The sequence below is a fragment of the Pseudomonas sp. W2I6 genome (assembly GCF_030815935.1).
In the GTDB taxonomy this organism is placed as follows: Bacteria; Pseudomonadota; Gammaproteobacteria; order Pseudomonadales; family Pseudomonadaceae; genus Aquipseudomonas.
The window spans coordinates 950,317-969,678 of record NZ_JAUSXJ010000001.1 but is presented as its reverse complement, the minus strand read 5'-3'; the positions used below and the strand labels follow the sequence as shown (position 1 = coordinate 969,678).

At 60.4% G+C, this 19,362-nt stretch carries 14 protein-coding genes and 1 pseudogene; 5 read left to right on the top strand and 10 right to left on the bottom strand.

Going from position 1 to position 19,362, the window contains the following annotated elements; translation table 11 throughout:
• The first annotated feature begins 1 nt into the window (after position 1).
• Positions 2–2,692: a DEAD/DEAH box helicase gene (locus tag QF039_RS04585; protein WP_003218960.1), complete on the top strand. Its 2,691-nt coding sequence runs from the start codon at positions 2–4 to the stop codon at positions 2,690–2,692.
• A 112-nt stretch (positions 2,693–2,804) separates the two neighbouring features.
• On the opposite strand, the gene nagZ is transcribed toward QF039_RS04585, so the two are convergent.
• Both nagZ and psrA read right to left on the bottom strand, forming a co-directional pair.
• Complete coding sequence (gene nagZ, locus QF039_RS04580) at positions 2,805–3,815, bottom strand: beta-N-acetylhexosaminidase (RefSeq protein ID WP_307517067.1); 1,011 nt, start codon at positions 3,813–3,815, stop codon at positions 2,805–2,807.
• Positions 3,816–3,985: 170 nt separating this feature from the next.
• Positions 3,986–4,693 (bottom strand): transcriptional regulator PsrA, encoded by a 708-nt coding sequence (psrA, locus tag QF039_RS04575; protein ID WP_003218964.1) that lies wholly within the window; start codon positions 4,691–4,693, stop codon positions 3,986–3,988.
• A 262-nt stretch (positions 4,694–4,955) separates the two neighbouring features.
• Between psrA and lexA the strand changes: the two genes are divergently transcribed.
• Together lexA and sulA are read left to right on the top strand one after the other, a co-directional pair.
• Complete coding sequence (lexA, locus tag QF039_RS04570; RefSeq protein WP_003172575.1) at positions 4,956–5,564, top strand: transcriptional repressor LexA; 609 nt, start codon at positions 4,956–4,958, stop codon at positions 5,562–5,564.
• A 10-nt stretch (positions 5,565–5,574) separates the two neighbouring features.
• Positions 5,575–6,049: pseudogene (gene sulA / locus QF039_RS04565) on the top strand (SOS-induced cell division inhibitor SulA).
• Between the two features lie 112 nt (positions 6,050–6,161).
• On the opposite strand, the gene QF039_RS04560 reads toward sulA, so the two are convergent.
• From QF039_RS04560 to QF039_RS04530, 7 genes are all read right to left on the bottom strand, one after another.
• Positions 6,162–6,395: a hypothetical protein gene (locus QF039_RS04560; RefSeq protein ID WP_003218969.1), complete on the bottom strand. Its 234-nt coding sequence runs from the start codon at positions 6,393–6,395 to the stop codon at positions 6,162–6,164.
• 189 nt (positions 6,396–6,584) lie between these two features.
• The gene (locus QF039_RS04555) at positions 6,585–7,106 is read right to left on the bottom strand and encodes a DUF6586 family protein (RefSeq protein WP_003218971.1); all 522 of its coding nucleotides are present in this window, start codon (positions 7,104–7,106) and stop codon (positions 6,585–6,587) included.
• 126 nt (positions 7,107–7,232) lie between these two features.
• Positions 7,233–9,854, bottom strand: coding sequence for a type I DNA topoisomerase (gene topA, locus QF039_RS04550; protein ID WP_003218973.1), 2,622 nt, complete (start codon positions 9,852–9,854; stop codon positions 7,233–7,235).
• Positions 9,855–9,968: 114 nt separating this feature from the next.
• Positions 9,969–10,205, bottom strand: a complete 237-nt coding sequence (locus QF039_RS04545; RefSeq protein ID WP_008437597.1) for a DUF1653 domain-containing protein — start codon at positions 10,203–10,205, stop codon at positions 9,969–9,971.
• A 97-nt stretch (positions 10,206–10,302) separates the two neighbouring features.
• Positions 10,303–11,478, bottom strand: a complete 1,176-nt coding sequence (gene fadA / locus QF039_RS04540) for an acetyl-CoA C-acyltransferase FadA (RefSeq protein ID WP_003218978.1) — start codon at positions 11,476–11,478, stop codon at positions 10,303–10,305.
• Between the two features lie 29 nt (positions 11,479–11,507).
• Positions 11,508–13,655, bottom strand: coding sequence for a fatty acid oxidation complex subunit alpha FadB (fadB, locus tag QF039_RS04535; RefSeq protein ID WP_003218979.1), 2,148 nt, complete (start codon positions 13,653–13,655; stop codon positions 11,508–11,510).
• Between the two features lie 452 nt (positions 13,656–14,107).
• Positions 14,108–14,545, bottom strand: coding sequence for a hypothetical protein (locus tag QF039_RS04530; protein WP_003218981.1), 438 nt, complete (start codon positions 14,543–14,545; stop codon positions 14,108–14,110).
• 104 nt (positions 14,546–14,649) lie between these two features.
• Here QF039_RS04530 and QF039_RS04525 point away from each other — a divergent pair, with 104 nt between their 5' ends.
• A complete protein-coding gene (locus QF039_RS04525) occupies positions 14,650–15,087 on the top strand; it encodes a universal stress protein (protein ID WP_003218985.1) in 438 nt (145 codons plus the stop codon).
• 198 nt (positions 15,088–15,285) lie between these two features.
• Here QF039_RS04525 and QF039_RS04520 read toward each other — a convergent pair whose 3' ends face one another.
• Complete coding sequence (locus QF039_RS04520; protein ID WP_003218986.1) at positions 15,286–17,205, bottom strand: ATP-binding cassette domain-containing protein; 1,920 nt, start codon at positions 17,203–17,205, stop codon at positions 15,286–15,288.
• Between the two features lie 212 nt (positions 17,206–17,417).
• Here QF039_RS04520 and QF039_RS04515 point away from each other — a divergent pair, with 212 nt between their 5' ends.
• A complete protein-coding gene (locus tag QF039_RS04515; protein ID WP_008437594.1) occupies positions 17,418–19,346 on the top strand; it encodes a transglycosylase SLT domain-containing protein in 1,929 nt (642 codons plus the stop codon).
• Positions 19,347–19,362 lie beyond the last annotated feature (16 nt).

Here is a 19,362-nt window from a genome sequence, read left to right as displayed (position 1 = left end):
CATGCCCCTGACGTCGTCGTTGACCAAACCCCTGGCCCCTTCGTGGGCCAATCGCTTTAAAGAGCAAAGCCTCGAGCGTGGCCGACGCTACGCCCTGGAAAACCGCGTGCGTATCGTCGAGTCCGGCGACAGCACCATCATTGCCAGCTGCGAAGGCTCGGGTGGCAATGTCTACCGCCAGACCATTTCGCTGCGCGAATCCGCCAAGGGCACGTTGATCCTGGTGGACAGCCGCTGCACCTGCCCCGTGCACACCAACTGCAAACACATCGCCGCCGTGCTGCTCAAGGTCCAGGAAACCCTGGCCTACCCGGCGGCGGCCCAGGATGCCGAGTTGCTGGAGAAGCTCCAGGCGGTGCTGGATAACCGCGTGGTGTTGCCGCAAGTGGTGATGGAAGACGTGCAACCGGTGCCGCGCCTGTGGCTGGCGAGTATCGAGTTCAGTGCCTTCGAGCCGCGCAACGGCAAGATGCAGCGTTATATCCAGCATCGCGCAGCGTTGTCCTTCAACTATCTGGGCAACTACGTCAGCGGCCAGAAGAACGCCGACATTATCGTGCGCCAGGAACAGCAGAGCCTGCGGATCAAGCGCCACCCCGAGGTGGAGCAGCAGTTTCGCGAACAGCTGCGCCTGCTGGGCTTCAAGATCGCCACGCGCCAGAGCAAGGCCCTGCCGGAAAGTGCCGGCGAGCTGTTCGAGATGGTCAACGACAGCGCGTGGCTGAACTTCACCCTGAATGCCTCGCCGAACCTGCGCGCCCAGGGTTGGGAACTACAGATCGATGAAGATTTCGGTTTTGACCTGAGCGCCGTCGACGACTGGTACGCCAGCGTCGACGAGATGCCGGAGCGCGACTGGTTCGACCTGGAGCTGGGGATCATCGTCAACGGCGAACGCCTGAGTTTGCTGCCGATCCTGTTGAACCTGATGCGCTCTCACACCGAGATCCTCAACCCGGAAAAACTCGCCCGGCGCCGTGATGACGAACTGATCCTGGTGAACATTCCCGGCCTGCCCAACGGCCACGGCCCGCTGCAAGTGGCGCTGCCTTATGGCCGGCTGAAACCGGTGCTGGCAACCCTGGGCGAGTTCTACCTGCAAGAGCCCGGCACCACCGCGCTGCGCCTGGCCAAGGCCGACGCGATTCGCCTGAACCCGCTGGAAGACCTGCCGCTGCAATGGGAAGGCGGCGAAAAGATCCGCAACTTCGCCCAGCGCCTGCGGGACATCAAGGATTTCAGCTGCGAAGCGCCGGAAGGCTTGAACGCAACGTTGCGCCCTTATCAACTGGAAGGCCTGAGCTGGATGCAGTCGCTGCGCCAACTCGACGTCGGCGGGATTCTCGCGGATGACATGGGCCTGGGCAAAACCTTGCAAACCCTGGCGCATATTCTCAGCGAGAAAATCGCCGGACGCCTGGACCGCCCGTGCATGGTGGTGATGCCCACCAGCCTGATCCCGAACTGGCTCGACGAAGCGGCGCACTTCACGCCGCAGCTCAAAGTCATGGCGTTGTACGGCGCGGGGCGCAAGAAACATTTCCCGCAGTTGCAGGACTACGACCTGCTGCTGACCACCTACGCCCTGCTGCCCAAGGACATCGAGCAACTGGCCGCCCTGCCCTTGCACGTGCTGATCCTCGACGAAGCGCAGTACATCAAGAACCCCAACAGCAAGGCGGCCCAGGCGGCCCGCGAGCTGAACGCCCGCCAGCGCCTGTGCCTCAGCGGTACACCGCTGGAAAACCACTTGGGCGAGCTGTGGTCGCTGTTCCACTTCCTGCTGCCGGGTTGGCTGGGGGACGTGAAGAGCTTCAACCGCGATTACCGCGTACCGATCGAAAAGCGCGGCAGCGATGTGCGATTGCAGCACCTTAATGGTCGGATCAAGCCGTTCCTGCTGCGTCGCACCAAGGAGCAGGTGGCGACCGAGCTGCCGCCCAAGACCGAGATCATCCACTGGGTCGACCTCAACGAAGCCCAACGCGACGTGTACGAAACCATGCGCCTGGCGATGGACAAGAAAGTCCGCGACGAGATTACCCGCAAGGGTGTGGCGCGCAGCCAGATCATCATCCTGGAGGCGCTGCTCAAGTTGCGCCAGGTGTGCTGTGATTTACGCTTGGTCAATGATGCAACCCTGCCGGCAAAGGGCAGTAGCTCGGGCAAACTCGACAGCTTGATGGAGATGCTCGAAGAGCTGTTTGCCGAAGGCCGCAGGATTCTGCTGTTTTCCCAGTTCACTTCGATGCTGAGCCTGATCGAGGCCGAGTTGAAGAAGCGTGGCGTGGCTTATGCGCTGCTTACCGGTCAGACGCGGGATCGGCGCACGCCGGTGAAAGACTTCCAGAGCGGCAAGCTGCAGATCTTCCTGATCAGCCTGAAGGCAGGCGGCGTCGGACTTAACCTGACGGAAGCCGACACGGTGATTCACTACGACCCGTGGTGGAACCCGGCCACGGAGAACCAGGCCACCGACCGTGCGTATCGCATCGGCCAGGAGAAGCCGGTATTTGTGTACAAGATGATTGCCCGGGGCACCGTGGAAGAGAAAATCCAGCATTTGCAGCAGGAAAAGTCTGATCTGGCGGCGGGCGTTCTGGATGGGCGGACGACGGGGGATTGGAAGTTGGGGAATGAGGATATCGAGGCGTTGTTTGCGCCGTTGCCTCATAAGCAGGAAAAGCGCTGACTGTTAGATCGCCTTCGCGAGCAAGCCCGCTCCCACATTTGACCGCATATACCCTGGAGGAATGCGGTCGGATGTGGGAGCGGGCTTGCTCGCGAAGGGCGCACCGCAGTTGTCAGTCGATCAACTGAGCATCCCGCAGCGCACCCAACGCCGCCAACCAACGCGGATCCTGCTTGTACTCGGTCGACGCCACCGCCTGACCACGCATCCGAGCGATACGCGCCGACGGAGTGACCTTCATGCGCTGGGCGGCACTCAGGGCCAGCTCGGCGGCGGCGCGGTCGTTGCACACCAGGCCCATGTCGCAACCGGCAGTCAACGCCGCCTCAATACGACTGGCAGCATCACCGACCACATGAGCCCCCGCCATCGACAGGTCGTCACTGAAGATCACCCCGTCGAACTGCAACTCGCCACGCAGGATGTCCTGCAACCAGCGCCGGGAGAATCCGGCCGGTTGCGCGTCCACTTGTGGATAAATCACATGGGCCGGCATGACGGCTGCCAGTTGCTTGCTCAGGCGGGTGAAAGGCACCAGGTCATTGGCGCGAATCTGTTCCAGGCTGCGCTCGTCGTTGGGAATGGCGACGTGGGAGTCGGCTTCGGCCCAGCCGTGGCCGGGGAAGTGCTTGCCGGTGGCCGCCATACCGGCGCTGTTCATGCCACGGATGAAGGCGCCCGCGAGCACGGCGGCGCGCTCGGGGTCGCCTTCGAAGGCGCGAGTGCCCACAACGGCGCTGCGTTGGTAATCGAGGTCCAGCACCGGGGCGAAGCTCAGGTCCAGGCCAACCGCCAGCACTTCGGTTGCCATGATCCAACCGCACTGCTCGGCCAGTTGCTCCGCATTCGGGTTGTCGGCCAAGGCACGCATCGCCGGCAGACGCACAAACCCCTGACGCAAGCGTTGCACTCGGCCGCCTTCCTGATCGACCGCCAGCAACAGGTCCGGGCGCACGGCGCGAATCGCCGCGCTCAATTCACGCACCTGCCGAGGATGCTCGATATTGCGTGCAAAAATGATCAGGCCGCCCACCTCGGGCTGACGCAACAAGTGGCGATCCTCAGCCGTCAGCCAGGTGCCGGCAACGTCCACCATCAAAGAGCCTTGCAGGGCTTGGGTCATATAGCTTCCTTAAATAACGCACGCAGCCCGAAGCCCCCGCGAGATCGCATCGCCAGGATTGAATCTGGAGACGGACGCTCAGCGAGCGCAACGGGCTGTGGATAGATAGCTGAAATCGGCATGGGCGGCTAGCTTAGCGGATGCAAGCGGCCGCGCACACCCGGGAGGGGTTAAACCTTGGCCGGGACCGGTACTGACTTGCTGCGCGGGCGCAATTGGGCGGCGGCCATGGCCTGGTCGGTGACGCCGGTTTCGGCACGCATGCCGGCGGCGAGAAACGGCACCATCAGGCGCATGACCTGCTCGATGGAGGTGTTGACGCCGAAGTCGGTCTCGGCAATCGCACGCAGTGCCTTGATCCCGGACATGCTGAATGCCGCGGCACCGAGCATGAAGTGCACGCGCCAGAACAGTTCGATTGGCGGGATACGCGGGGCGGCTTCGTTGACCAGCAACATATAGCGGCGGAACACCTTGCCGTACATGTCTTCCAGGTAGCGACGCAGGTGGCCCTGGCTCTGGCTGAACGCCAGGCCCAACAGGCGCATGAAGATCGACAGGTCGTTGCCGCTGCGTGGCTGGACCACCAGGGCTTGCTCGACGAGGATCTCCAGCAGGTCTTCCAGGCTTGGCTTGTTTTCAGGCTTGGCCTGGCGACGCTCCAGCTCACGATCGAGGCTGATGCAGAAAGGCCCCAGGAACCGAGAGAACACGGCCTGGATCAGCGCCTTCTTGGAGCCGAAATGGTAGTTCACTGCCGCCAGGTTGACCCCGGCCTTGCTGGTAATCAGCCGCAATGAAGTTTCAGCAAATCCTTTTTCCGCGAACAACTGCTCGGCAGCATCGAGAATGCGTTCAACGGTTTCCGACTGGGCCATGGCTACTCCGCCTGACAAACACTTGTTTGAAACATACGTTTCAAGCTATGTCTTGTCAAGCCTGCAGGTCGGTTTGCGGCTGGCCGGTCAGCTAGTTCATGGCCATTTAATCACATTCGCCAAGGTCTGTAGGCAGCGCTGTCTCCAGTGTGTAGGACAGGTGATAAATGACCGTCCAGCGGAGTGACTGAAAACGGTGATTGCCAAGCGCAGTCCACTGTATATAATCCCAGTCACTGTATAAAAAGACAGAGCGATCAACATGCTAAAACTGACGCCACGCCAAGCTGAGATTCTGGCTTTTATCAAGCGCTGCCTCGATGACAACGGCTACCCGCCGACCCGGGCGGAAATTGCGCTGGAACTGGGATTCAAGTCACCCAACGCCGCTGAAGAACACCTCAAGGCCCTCGCCCGCAAAGGCGCGATCGAGATGACCCCGGGTGCTTCACGCGGTATTCGCATCCCTGGCTTCGAAGCCAAGGCCGACGAGTCGACACTGCCGATCATCGGCCGCGTCGCAGCCGGTGCGCCGATCCTGGCGCAACAGCACGTCGAGGAATCCTGCAACATCAACCCGACCTTCTTCCATCCCCGTGCCGACTACCTGCTGCGGGTCCATGGCATGAGCATGAAGGACGTGGGCATTTTCGACGGCGACCTGCTGGCCGTCCACACCACACGTGAAGCTCGCAATGGCCAGATCGTCGTCGCCCGTATCGGCGATGAAGTGACGGTCAAACGCTTCAAGCGCGAAGGCAGCAAGGTCTGGCTCCTGGCCGAGAACCCCGAATTCGCGCCGATTGAAGTGAACCTGAAGGATCAGGACCTGGTGATTGAAGGCTTGAGCGTCGGCGTTATTCGCCGCTAACGGAGGCATCATGCAGTTCCTACAGACCCCACAACACACTCAACTGTCGCTGTTTGAGGCCTTTATGGCCCAGCCCCTTGCGCCCATCCTCAAGGAAGTGGGTCGAAGCGCCCTGGAGCGCCGAACCCGAGGCGTTCAGTGAACTGTCGTTGCGCGGTGCTGCCGGGAACTGCCTGAGCCTGTTGGCGCCGATCCTTCGCGAACTGAGCGAGGAACAGGACGCCCGCTGGCTGACGCTGATCGCCCCGCCATCCAGCCTGACCCAGGCCTGGTTGCGGGATGCCGGCCTGAACCGCGAACGCATCCTGTTGCTGCAACCCCGTGGTGCTCAAAGCGCCCAGCAGTTGACCTGCGAAGCCTTGCGCCTGGGCCGTAGCCATACGGTGGTCAGCTGGCTGAACCCGCTGACCACAGCGGCCAGGCAGCAACTGATCAGCGCCGCCCGCACAGGTGATGCGCAAAGCTTGAACATTCGGTTGGGATAAAACGATACGCGGGTAACTGACAGCTGTCAGGATCCGCCATGACGCGAGGCTTCTTCAGAATTGAGAAGCCGATCTGCACAATTGAAGCCTGTAAAAAAGTCGACAGACGGACTCAGTGAAGAATCCGCGGGCCGTCTTCCTTTTCCGGTTCGCCTTCAGCCAGGCGTCCCGCCATCTGCACACCTACGCTCAACATGGCTTTTGCCACTTCCACGTGCTGGCCCTGCAGGAACGCTTTTGCGTCCTCGGAAAAATCCAAGATCACCAGAGAACCCTCGTCCTCAGCCCGGCGCAGCTCGATTCGGCCGTCGGGCAACTCAACAATTTCCAGAAAGGACGTTGGCATAAAAGTCTGTTCTCCACGAAAGGCCGGCATTATATCAGTCTTGTGGCGAGCGGGCTTGCCCGCATTGGGCTGAGCCGCGGCCCTCCGACAGCTGACACTGCCAGGCCTGAAAAGCCTTGGGGCTGCTTCGCAACCCAGCGGGAGCAAGCTCCCTCGCAACTAAGAGCGGTAGGCGTCAGCGAGAAGCCTTCAACACTCGTTCAATCCATCCCGAAACCGAATGGCCAACTTCTTCAGCTCCTGCCGCCAGCTTTCCAGCTCTTCCCGGCTCAACGGCTCGGGTCCTTCTTCGTCCAGGCTTACGGCCACGATCAGCGGCTGGGTCACATCGCCTTTGGGCGTGTGCTTCACCCGTGGCGGCTGGAACATCTCCGCGTGGGCTACCAGCAAGCGCGCCAGCCAACTGTCCGGGCTTTGCGCCATCTCCACCAGTTCGGCCAACTCCGGGATGGCCATGGACTCCAGCACATCCCGGTGGATGATCATTTCCGCACGCGGCGAGCCGGCCTGCGGCAGACGGTAGAACCCGGCAATCTCATGGCACAAGCCAAGCAAGGCGCCATACAGGTGGAACAGCGCGGCTTCACGCCCGGCCTGTACCAGCGCGATAGCGTTCATCTCCTTTCCTTCCTCGGCACGGCCAAGGGCTTCCAGGGACAAACCCGCGAAGTAAATTTTCTGGTTGGTACGGGTATAGAGTTCGTTGGCCATGAAGGCAGTCTCCACAACGAATAAGGCGTGATGCTGGCTGAACAGTGTCACGGATCAGCCAAGGCCACTGCAAGCGCAAAAAAAGGCCGCCTATCAAGGCGGCCTTTGTGCATGTAGCTGATCGTATCAAGCGCCCTGGCGCTTGTCCTCGACCTTCCACTTGCCACCGTCGTAGAACGCTTTCCAGCCGGTAGGCTTGCCTTCCACTTCGGTCTGCACGTACTGCTCCTTGGTCTTGCGGCTGTAGCGGATTACGGACGGGCGACCGTCCGGGTCCTTCTTCGGCGCTTCGCAGAGGAAGTGGTACTTCGGATCGATCTCGTCCTTGTGGGGCACGATCTCCATCACCAGCGGTGCACGGGTCTCACGGTTTTTCGGGAACTGGCTGGCAGCCAGGAACAGCCCCGAAGCACCATCACGCAGGATGTAGGTGTCGTTGACCTTCTCGCACTTGAGCTCAGGCATCTTCACCGGGTCCATCTTCGGCGGCGCCGCGTCACCGCTTTTCAGCAGTTTGCGGGTGTTCTTGCACGTCGGGTTGGTGCAACCGAAGAACTTGCCGAAACGGCCGGTCTTGAGCTGCATCTCGCTGCCGCACTTGTCGCATTCCAGGCTCGGGCCTTCGTAGCCCTTGATGCGGTAAGTGCCTTCTTCGATCTCGTAGCCGTTGCAATCCGGGTTGTTACCGCAGATGTGCAGCTTGTGCTTCTCGTCCAGCAGGTAGGCATCCATTGCCGTGCTGCAGATCGGGCAACGGTGCTTGCCACGCAATACCAGTGACTCGGATTCACCCTCGTCATCGGCCGCGATTTCATCGCCCGGCACCAGGTTGACGGTGGCCTTGCAGCGCTCTTTCGGCGGCAGGCTGTAACCCGAGCAACCGAGGAACACACCGGTGGAGGCGGTACGAATCTGCATCGGGCGGCCGCAGGTGAGGCACGGAATGTCCGTCATCACCGGCTGGTTGGCACGCATGCCGTTCTCGGCGCTTTCTGCTACTTCAAGTTTCTTCTTGAAGTCGCCGTAGAACTCGTCGAGCACGTTTTTCCAGTCGCGTTCGCCCTGGGCCACGTCATCGAGGTTCTCTTCCATGCCGGCGGTGAAGCCGTAGTCCATCAGGTTGGAGAAGCTCTCGGACAGGCGCTCGGTGACGATGTCGCCCATCTTTTCCGAGTAGAAACGACGGTTGTGCAAGGCGACGTAGCCGCGGTCCTGGATGGTGGAAATGATCGCCGCATAGGTCGAAGGACGACCGATACCGCGTTTTTCCATCTCCTTGACCAGGCTCGCTTCCGAATAACGCGCCGGCGGCTTGGTGAAGTGCTGGGACGGGTCGAGCTTGATCAGCTTCAACACATCGCCCTGAGCCATGTCAGGCAGCACATCGTCGTCGCCCGGCTTGGCGATTTGCGGCATCACGCGGGTGTAACCGTCGAACTTGAGGATACGGCCCTTGGCGCGCAGCTCGAAGTCACCAGCACCCACGCTGACAGTCGTCGACAGGTATTGCGCCGGCAGCATCTGGCACGCCAGGAACTGGCGCCAGATCAGCTCGTAGAGGCGCTCAGCGTCGCGCTCCATGCCGCTCAGCTTGCTTGGCTCGGTGTTGGCGTCGGAGGGACGAATCGCTTCGTGAGCCTCTTGTGCGCCTTCCTTGCTGCTGTAGACGTTCGGCTTCTCCGGCAGGTACTTCTTGCCGAATTCGCTTTCAATATAAGTGCGCGCCATCGCCACCGCGTCTTGCGACAGGTTGGTGGAGTCGGTACGCATATACGTGATGTAGCCCGCTTCATACAGGCGCTGGGCCATCATCATGGTCTTCTTCACCCCGAAGCCCAGGCGGTTGCTCGCAGCCTGTTGCAGGGTGGAGGTGATGAACGGCGCCGACGGCTTGCTGCTGGTGGGCTTGTCTTCACGCTTGACGATGCTGTAGCTGGAAGCCTTGAGCTTCTCCAGCGCGGCCATGGCCTGGGCTTCGTTGAGCGGCTTGAAGGCCTCGCCTTTCTCGCGGGCCACTTCAAAGCGTACGTTGTTGCCCTTGGCAGTGCCCAGGTCAGCGTGCACTTCCCAATATTCTTCAGGGTTGAACGCACGAATCTCGCGCTCACGCTCCACCACCAGCTTTACCGCAACCGATTGCACACGGCCGGCGGACAGGCCACGGGCGATTTTCGCCCACAGCAGCGGCGAGACCATGTAACCCACGACGCGGTCGAGGAAGCGACGGGCCTGCTGGGCATTGACGCGGTCAATGTCCAGTTCGCCCGGCTTGGAGAAGGCTTCCTGGATCGCCTTCTTGGTAATTTCGTTGAACACCACGCGCTTGTAGCGGCTGTCGTCACCCCCGATGGCTTCCCGCAGGTGCCAGGCAATAGCCTCCCCTTCGCGGTCCAAGTCGGTTGCGAGATAGATGGTGTCAGCATCCTTGGCGAGCCGGCGCAGCTCTTCGATGACCTTTTCCTTGCCCGGGAGGATCTCGTACTTGGCTTTCCAGCCATGATCGGGATCGACACCCATGCGCGAGACCAGCTGCTTGCGCGCTTTCTCTTTAGGCGTGAGCACCGGACCTTCGCCCGCAGCCGCCTTGCCACGCTTGGCGGCAGGCTCCTTGCTGGCGCTAGCCGAACCGCTGGTGGGCAGGTCTCGGATATGGCCGATACTCGACTTCACCACGTACTCGTTACCCAAGTACTTGTTGATGGTCTTGGCCTTAGCCGGGGATTCCACAATGACCAGCGATTTGCCCATGGATCGGAAAATTCCTGAATTCGAGAAGTGAAAGGCGGTTGGCGCCTGACGCGGCAACGCTATATATAGTGGCAACAAGGTGAGGTCAAGCGCAGCATTCTGCGCGGCCTGCCTTTATTGCACGGAAAAAAGGCTGGGTTCGGCCTGCATCAAAGCAAAGCGCGGGACCTGTTCGCCGTCAACTTCGACGGTCTCAAGGAACATGCTCAAGGGACGCACCCAAAAGCCGTAATCGCCATACAGTGCTTGGTAAAACACCACTTCCTCTTCGGTCTCGGAATGCCGCGCCACATTAAAAACGCGGTACTGCGGACCTTTATAATGCTGGTAGAGCCCTGGTTCGACTTTCATGCTCTGGTCCTCTTACAAAATTTGTTAAAAAAAAATATAAAAAATTCCAAAAAACAAAAACCGGGGCACTGGGCCCCGGCTTCCGTCAACGAAACGTTTAGATACGTTCGAAGACGGTGGAGATGCCTTGGCCGAGGCCAATGCACATGGTTGCAACCCCAAGGTTGCCGCCATTTTGCTTCATCACGTTCAGCAACGTGCCGGAGATACGAGCGCCGGAACACCCAAACGGGTGACCCAAGGCAATCGCGCCGCCGTGCAGGTTAACCTTCTCGTTCATCTTGTCGAGCACTTTCAAATCTTTCAGCACTGGCAGGGCCTGTGCGGCGAAAGCTTCGTTGAGCTCGAAGAAGTCGATGTCGGAGATAGTCAGGCCTGCGCGCTTCAATGCTTTTTGTGTGGCCGGTACTGGACCATAGCCCATGATTGCCGGGTCCACACCTGCGACTGCCATCGAACGAATCACGGCCATCGGCTGGATGCCCAGGTCCTGGGCACGCTGGGCCGACATCACGATCATGCACGAAGCACCGTCAGTGATCTGCGACGAAGTACCGGCTGTCACGGTGCCGCCCTTTGGATTGAAGGCCGGCTTCAGGGCCGCCAGGCTTTCCAGGGTGGTGTCCGGACGAATGGTTTCGTCGTAGTCGAACAGTTTCAGGAAACCGTTCTCGTCGTAGCCGTTCATCGGGATGATTTCATCCTTGAACTTGCCTTCCACGGTGGCCTTGTGGGCCAACTGGTGGGAACGCAGGCCGAATGCATCCTGGGCTTCGCGGGTAATGCCGTGCATTTTGCCAAGCATTTCAGCGGTGAGGCCCATCATGCCCGAGGCTTTCGCCGCGTACAGGGACATGTGCGGGTTCGGATCCACACCGTGCATCATGCTGACGTGGCCCATGTGCTCCACGCCGCCAACCACGAACACATCACCGTTACCGGTCATGATCGCTTGGGCAGCGGTGTGCAGCGCGCTCATGGACGAGCCACACAGCCGGCTGACGGTCTGGCCGGCAGCGGTGTGCGGGATCTGCGTCATCAGGGAAGCCATGCGGGCGATGTTCCAGCCCTGCTCCAGGGTCTGGTTGACGCAGCCCCAGATCACGTCTTCGACTTCGTTCGGGTCGACCTTGACGTTGCGTTCCAGCAATTTGCTGATCAGGTGCGCCGACATGTCTTCGGCACGGGTGTTGCGGTGCATGCCGCCCTTGGAGCGGCCCATCGGAGTACGACCGAAGTCGACAATCACGACGTCTCTTGGATTCAAGCTCATAAATATTCTCGCTCTAGTCGTCTGGGCACTTAACCGAAGAAGCTCTGGCCGTTCTTGGCCATCTCGCGCAGCTTCGCAGTCGGGTGGTACAGCGGGCCCAGATCAGCGTATTGATCAGCCAGGGCAACGAACTCGGCCACACCGATGGAATCGATGTAACGCAGCGCACCACCACGGAATGGAGGGAAACCAATACCGTAGACCAGGCCCATGTCGGCCTCGGCTGCGGTTTCAACGATGCCGTCTTCCAGGCAGCGCACGGTTTCCAGGCACAGGGCGATCATCATCCAGTTGACGATGTCCTCGTCGGACACTTCACGCTGTTCGTAGATGACCGGCGCGAGTACTTCGTGAACCGATGGGTCGGCCACTTTCTTCTGCTTGCCCTTCTTGTCGGTCTCGTAGGCGTAGAAGCCCTTGCCATTCTTCTGGCCCAGGCGCTTGGCTTCGTAGAGCGCGTCGATCGCCGAGCGGCGGTCGTCTTTCATGCGGTCCGGGAAGCCTTCAGCCATTACGTCGCGACCGTGGTGGCCGGTGTCGATGCCGACCACGTCCATCAGGTACGCCGGGCCCATTGGCCAGCCGAATTTTTCCATGACCTTGTCGATGCGCACGAAGTCCACACCGGCGCTGACCAGCTTGGCGAAACCGCCGAAGTACGGGAACAGTACGCGGTTGACCAGGAAGCCCGGGCAGTCATTGACGACGATCGGGTTCTTGCCCATTTTCTTGGCGTAGGCAACGGTGGTGGCAACGGCCAGCTCGCTGGACTTCTCGCCACGGATCACTTCCACCAGCGGCATCATGTGCACCGGGTTGAAGAAGTGCATGCCGACGAAGTTTTCCGGACGCTTGAGGGCCTTGGCCAGCAAGGTGATGGAAATGGTCGAGGTGTTGGACGCCAGGATCGTGTCTTCTTTCACCTGGGCTTCAACTTCAGCCAGTACCGCCTGCTTGACCTTCGGGTTCTCGACAACCGCTTCGACCACCAGGTCGACGTGGCCGAAATCACCGTAGGACAGGGTCGGACGAATGCCGTTAAGCACTTCAGCCATTTTCGCTGCAGTCATGCGGCCTTTATCAACGCGACCTACCAGCAGTTTCGCGGCTTCTGCCAGACCCTGCTCGATGCCGTGCTCGTTGATGTCTTTCATCAGGATCGGCGTGCCTTTGGACGCCGACTGATAAGCGATACCGCCGCCCATGATACCGGCGCCGAGTACGGCAGCCTGTTTCACGTCGCGAGCGATTTCGTCGTAGGCCTTGGCCTTTTTCTTCAGTTCCTGATCGTTCAGGAACAGACCGATCAAGCTCTGCGCGGCAGAGGTCTTGGCCAGTTTGACGAAACCAGCGGCTTCGACTTCCAGGGCTTTGTCGCGACCGAAGTTCGCGGCCTTCTGGATGGTCTTGATCGCTTCAACCGGCGCCGGGTAGTTCGGGCCGGCCTGGCCAGCCACGAAACCCTTGGCGGTTTCGAACGACATCATCTGTTCGATGGCGTTGAGCTTGAGTTTTTCCAGCTTTGGCTGACGCTTGGCCTTGTAGTCAAATTCGCCGCTGATGGCGCCCTTGATCAGGTTCAGCGCGGCTTCTGCCAGCTTGTCGGGAGCCACCACAGCATCCACGGCGCCGACTTTCAGCGCGTCTTCAGCACGGTTTTCCTTGCCGGCGGCAATCCACTCGATGGCATTGTCGGCACCGATGATGCGCGGCAGGCGCACGGTACCGCCGAAGCCTGGGTAGATGCCCAGCTTGACTTCCGGCAGGCCGATTTTCGCGGTGGCAGACATCACGCGGAAGTCGGCGGCCAGGCACATTTCCAGACCGCCGCCCAGGGCGATGCCATTGATCGCGGCAACGGTCGGCACGTTGAGGTCTTCGAAATCGCTGAAAATCTTGTTGGCTTCGAGGTTGCCAGCCACAAGCTCGGCATCGGGCAGCTTGAAGTTGTCGACGAATTCGGTGATGTCAGCGCCGACGATGAACACGTCCTTGCCGCTGGAGACGATCACGCCCTTGACCGAAGCATCTGCTTTGATGGTGTCTACGGCCTGACGCAATTCATTCAGGGTTAGACGGTTGAACTTGTTGACGGACTCACCCTTGAGGTCGAATTTCAATTCGACGATGCCACTTTCAAGAGCCTTAACCGTGATGGCTTTACCTTCGTAAATCATCAACTGATCTCCACGATATGGAAGCTGAACAGTACACGTCGGACGCAGGATTCAGCGTAGGCACTGACGTTTCCGTCGATGCTAACGCCAATTTGCCAGGCACACCCGCCAACGCGATAGTCGGGATTCTGTACGAACGGTCTGAAAGACAAACGCTCAATTCATACGCCCGTTTGATTTGGGTACGTCACCTTCAGCCAAATCCGAAGAATTGTCAATCGCTCGAAAGGGCCGCAAAAACGCGACTTTTCAGTCATTTCAGAACCCGGGGCAGCCGGCATCGCCCCGCCAATGTTTAATCATTCGCGAAATCAATAATGTGAATTTTGATTTAAAGGGCTGTACAGAACCGAATATGCGGCTAGGCTAGCGGCACGTAAAACGAATTACCGGCCTGCCTGGCCAACTCCAGCCCGATGATGCTTTCGGGCTTTTTAATGCCCGCAGGAATCTCAGGCCAGCGCCTTGAGCACCGCGTCAATGTCCTGCAACACGCTCAACTCGCCCTTCTCGCCCCAGTACAGGGTGATCATTTGCTTGTCGGCTTCGACTTTGTAGACGTTCGCCGGCAGCGTCGCAAAATGTGGCAACAACTTTTCATCGACGCAGGTTTCCTGCCACTGATTGACCCAAACCCCCGGCTCCAACTGCCAATAACTCCAGGTCACCCGCGTGGTGCCACGCCGTGGCCGGTGATACTGGGCACACGGGCTTGGCGGCTCGTGCTTGAGCCAGTGTGGCCATTCCTGGGGCGTCAGTTGCATGGCCAGGCCAATGCGCCGCGCCTCCATGCGCAAAGCCATGCGCCCGCTCGAATGGCGCGAAGGACGCAGCCACGCCAGGGGGCTTAAAACCAGCGCAAGGATTGACACCACTATCCAGACCGTCATATGTGTACTCCCGAATTTCTTGATGAGCGGATTTGACCTGACGCAACCCCATCCGCTTGAAACCAGCCATACTGAACTTATCGCTTTCCCTTGGAGGACTCCTCATGCCCTACGAACATATTCTGGTCGCCGTGGACCTGACCGAAGAATGCGACCCCGTGATCAAGCGGGCCGTAGGCCTTGCAGGCGACTCGGTGAAGCTGTCCCTGGTGCATATCGTCGAACCGATGGCCATGGCCTTTGGCGGCGATGTGCCGATGGACCTTTCCCAACTGCAACAGCAGCAGTTCGACCAGGCCAAGGAACGCCTTGACCGGCTGATCAACAAGTACCCTGCCCTGAAAAAAGACCAGAGCCACCTGACCTACGGCCAGCCGCGCCAGGAAATCCACCACCTGGCCAAGGAGCAAGGTTGCGACCTGATCGTGGTCGGCAGCCACGGCCGTCACGGCCTGGCCTTGCTGCTGGGCTCCACCGCCAATGACGTGCTGCACGGCGCACCTTGCGATGTGCTGGCCGTGAAACTGGTCAAGAGCTCGTAAGACCAACGGCAATCCAATGTGGGAGCGGGCTTGTGTGGGAGCGGGCTTGCTCGCGAAAGCGGTGGATCAGTCGACAAATATATGGACTGACACACCGCATTCGCGCGCAAGCCCGCTCCCACATCTGAACCGCGCTTCATACAAAAAACCCGGCGCTCATACAAATGAGCGCCGGGTTTTTTATTGCGCTTGAATCACTCAGGCATCCAGCTCGGCCCAGCGTTCAACCAGGGCTTCAAGCTCGCTGTTAAGCTGCTCGAGGGATGCAATCACCTTGGCGGTTTCTGCAGCCGGACGCAGGTAGAAACCCGCATCAGCCATTTCAGCTTCAACGGCAGCAATCTGCTGTTCCTTGGCGTCGATATCACCCGGCAGTGCTTCCAGCTCACGTTGCAGCTTGTAGCTGAGCTTCTTCTTCGCAGCAGGTGCTTCCTGGGCTGGTGCCGGAGCAGCAGCCACTGGAGCAACCACGGCCGAGGTCAAGTCAGCCTTGCCGGACTTGCTCTCGGTCACGCCCAGCAGGCGCGGCGAGCCGCCCTGGCGCAGCCAGTCCTGGTAACCACCGACGTATTCACGCACCTTGCCTTCGCCTTCGAAGACCAGGGTGCTGGTGACCACGTTATCGAGGAATGCCCGGTCGTGACTGACCATCAGCACGGTGCCGTTGAAGGTGAGCAGGACCTCTTCCAGCAGTTCCAGGGTTTCCACGTCGAGGTCGTTGGTCGGTTCGTCGAGTACCAGCAGGTTGGCTGGCTTGCTGAACAACTTGGCCAGCAGCAGGCGCGCACGCTCACCACCGGACAAGGCCTTGACCGGCGTACGTGCACGCTGCGGGCTGAACAGGAAGTCGCCCAGGTAGCTCAGCACGTGGCGGCTCTGGCCGTCGATGTCGATAAAGTCGCGACCTTCGGCGACGTTGTCGATCACGGTTTTTTCCAGGTCCAACTGGTGGCGCAGCTGGTCGAAGTAGGCCACGTCGATGCGCGTGCCCTCTTCCACGGTACCGCTGGTGGGTTGCAGGCCGTTGAGCATCAGCTTGAGCAAGGTGGTCTTGCCGGTACCGTTGGCGCCGAGCAGGCCGATACGGTCGCCGCGCTGCAGGACCATGGAGAAGTCCTTGATCAGGAACGGGCCGTCCGGGTGATGGAAGCTGACGTTTTCCAGCACCATCACTTGCTTGCCCGACTTGTCGGCGGTGTCCAGCTGGATATTGGCCTTGCCGGTGCGTTCACGGCGCTCGCTGCGCTCGACACGCAGGGCTTTCAGGGCACGTACGCGGCCTTCGTTACGGGTGCGGCGGGCCTTGATGCCCTGGCGGATCCAGACTTCTTCCTGGGCCAATTTTTTGTCAAACAGCGCATTGGCGGTTTCTTCGGCGGACAGTGCAGCTTCTTTATGCACAAGGAAGCTGGCGTAGTCGCCATTCCAGTCGATCAGGCCGCCACGATCCAGTTCGAGGATGCGTGTGGCGAGGTTTTGCAGGAAAGAACGGTCGTGCGTGATGAACAGCACGGCGCCCTGGAAATCCTTGAGGGCTTCTTCAAGCCAGGCGATTGCGCCGATGTCCAGGTGGTTGGTCGGTTCGTCGAGCAGCAACAGATCCGGCTCGGAAACCAGGGCCTGGGCCAGCAGGACGCGGCGACGCCAGCCGCCGGACAACTCGGCGAGGGTCTTGTCGGCGGGCAGTTGCAGGCGACTCAGGGTGCTGTCGACCAATTGCTGCAAGCGCCAGCCGTCGCGGGCTTCGAGGTCTTGCTGGACGTGCATCAACTTGTCCAGGTCGGCTTCGGTGACGCAGTTCTGCGCCAGGTGATGGTATTCGGCGAGCAGTGCGCCCACGCCGTCGAGGCCTTCGGCAACCACGTCGAACACTGTCCGTCCGTCGGCCACCGGCAATTCTTGCGGCAATTCGCCAATCTTGAGGCCCGGGGCGCGCCAGACAGAGCCGTCATCGGGCTTCTGGTCGCCTTTTACCAGCTTCATCATGCTGGACTTGCCGGTGCCGTTGCGGCCGATGATGCACACCCGCTCACCACGGGCGATCTGCCAGGACACCTTGTCCAACAACGGCATAGCGCCGAAAGCAAGGGACACATCGCTGAATTTGAGCAGGGTCATACGCTTCTCCAAAAACTGGGCGCGCATTCTACCTGACTTAGGGCTCGAGGCGGCCGGCATTTTCGCCGCTGACACGTTCTGTTGGACATTTCAGATGAACTTGAACGAAGCGACCGGCAAAGCTTTCACCGGTTGCGGGCAAAAGGCTAAGCTAGGGGCAATCAGTGTCGGCGACGTCGGCACTAGTCCAGATTCCTCTGCACGGACGTCTCATGCGCAGTCGCCTTTTCAGCTTTTTATCTTGTCTGCTTCTTTCTGCCACCGCCGTTCAATCCGCCCAGGCCGTGGACCTCACCACCCAACGTCAATATTACGATGAAGCCAAACGAGCCCTCGCCAAAGGCGACAGCGGCCCGTATTTCCAATACAGCCAGGCCCTGGCCGACTACCCGTTGACGCCGTACCTCGCCTACGACGAGCTGACCGCGCGGCTGAAAACCGCCAGCAACGAGGAGATCGAACAATTCCTCGCCAAGAACGGCGACCTGCCCCAGGCCAACTGGATGAAACTGCGCTGGTTGCGCTGGCTGGCCGACCGTGGCGACTGGCAAACCTTTGAAAAGTACTACGACGCCAAACTCAATTTCGTCGAACTGGACTGCCTCCATGGCCAATTCCAGCTGACCCACAACCAAAAAGCCGAAGGCTATAAAACCACCGAGAAGCTGTGGCTGACCGGTAAATCCCAGCCTGCGGCCTGTGATGCCACCTTTGGCCAGTGGGCCGCCGACGGCCAACTGACCGAACAGAAGATCTGGGACCGCGCCAAGCTGGCCGCCGAAGCCCGCAACTATCCGTTGGCCAACAGCCTGGTGAAGACCCTGCCGACCCTCGGCGCCCAGGGCCGCCTGATGGTGGACGTGGCGCAGAAGCCCGACATGCTCGGCGACCCATCGCGCTTCCTGCCGGCCAACGAAGCCATGTCCGATGCCGTAGGACTGGGCCTGCGCCGCCTGGCACGCCAGGACCCGGACAAGGCCATGGCCCTGCTCGACGGTTATGCCAGCAGCATGCACTTCTCTCGTGACGAAAAAGTGTCGATCGCCCGGGAAATCGGCCTGACCCTGGCGCGTCGCTACGACCCGCGTGCCCTCGACGTGATGACCAAATACGATCCGGAATTGCGGGACAACACCGTTTCCGAATGGCGCCTGCGCCTGCTGTTGCGCCTGGCCCGCTGGGAAGACGCCTACCAGTTGACCCGCAAGCTGCCCCAGGATTTGGCCACCACCAACCGCTGGCGCTACTGGCAGGCCCGCAGCCTGGAACTGGCAGAGCCGAAGAACCCGCAAGCCCTGGTGATGTACAAGGGTCTGGCCAAGGAACGAGACTTTTACGGTTTCCTGGCGGCGGATCGCTCCCAGTCCCCGTACCAACTGAACAACAAGCCACTGGTGATGAGCCAGGCGCTGATGAACAAGGTACGCAACACACCGGGCGTGCGCCGCGCCCTGGAGTTCTACGCCCGTGGCCAGATCGTTGATGGCCGCCGCGAGTGGTACCACGTCAGCCGGCACTTCAACCGCGACGAAATGGTCGCCCAGGCCAAGCTGGCCTACGACATGAAGTGGTACTTCCCGGCGATCCGCACCATCAGCCAGGCGCAGTACTGGGACGACCTGGACATCCGCTTCCCGATGGCCCACCGCGACACCCTGGTGCGCGAAGCCAAGGTCCGCGGCGTGCATTCCAGCTGGGTATTTGCAATCACCCGCCAGGAAAGCGCCTTCATGGACGACGCGCGTTCCGGCGTCGGTGCCACCGGCCTGATGCAACTGATGCCAGGCACCGCCAAGGAGACTGCGCGAAAGTTCAGCATCCCGCTGGCTTCGCAACAGCAGGTGCTCGACCCGGACAAGAACATCCAGCTCGGCGCCGCCTACCTGAGCCAGGTCCACGCCCAGTTCAACGGCAACCGCGTGCTCGCCACCGCCGCCTACAACGCCGGCCCGGGCCGTGTACGCCAATGGCTGCGCGGCGCCGATCACCTGAGTTTCGATGTGTGGGTGGAAAGCATCCCGTTCGACGAAACCCGCCAGTATGTGCAGAACGTGCTGTCTTATTCGGTGATCTACGGGCAGAAGCTCAATGCACCGCAGCCGCTGGTGGATTGGCATGAGCGGTATTTTGATGATCAGTAAGTAACGCGTCCCATAA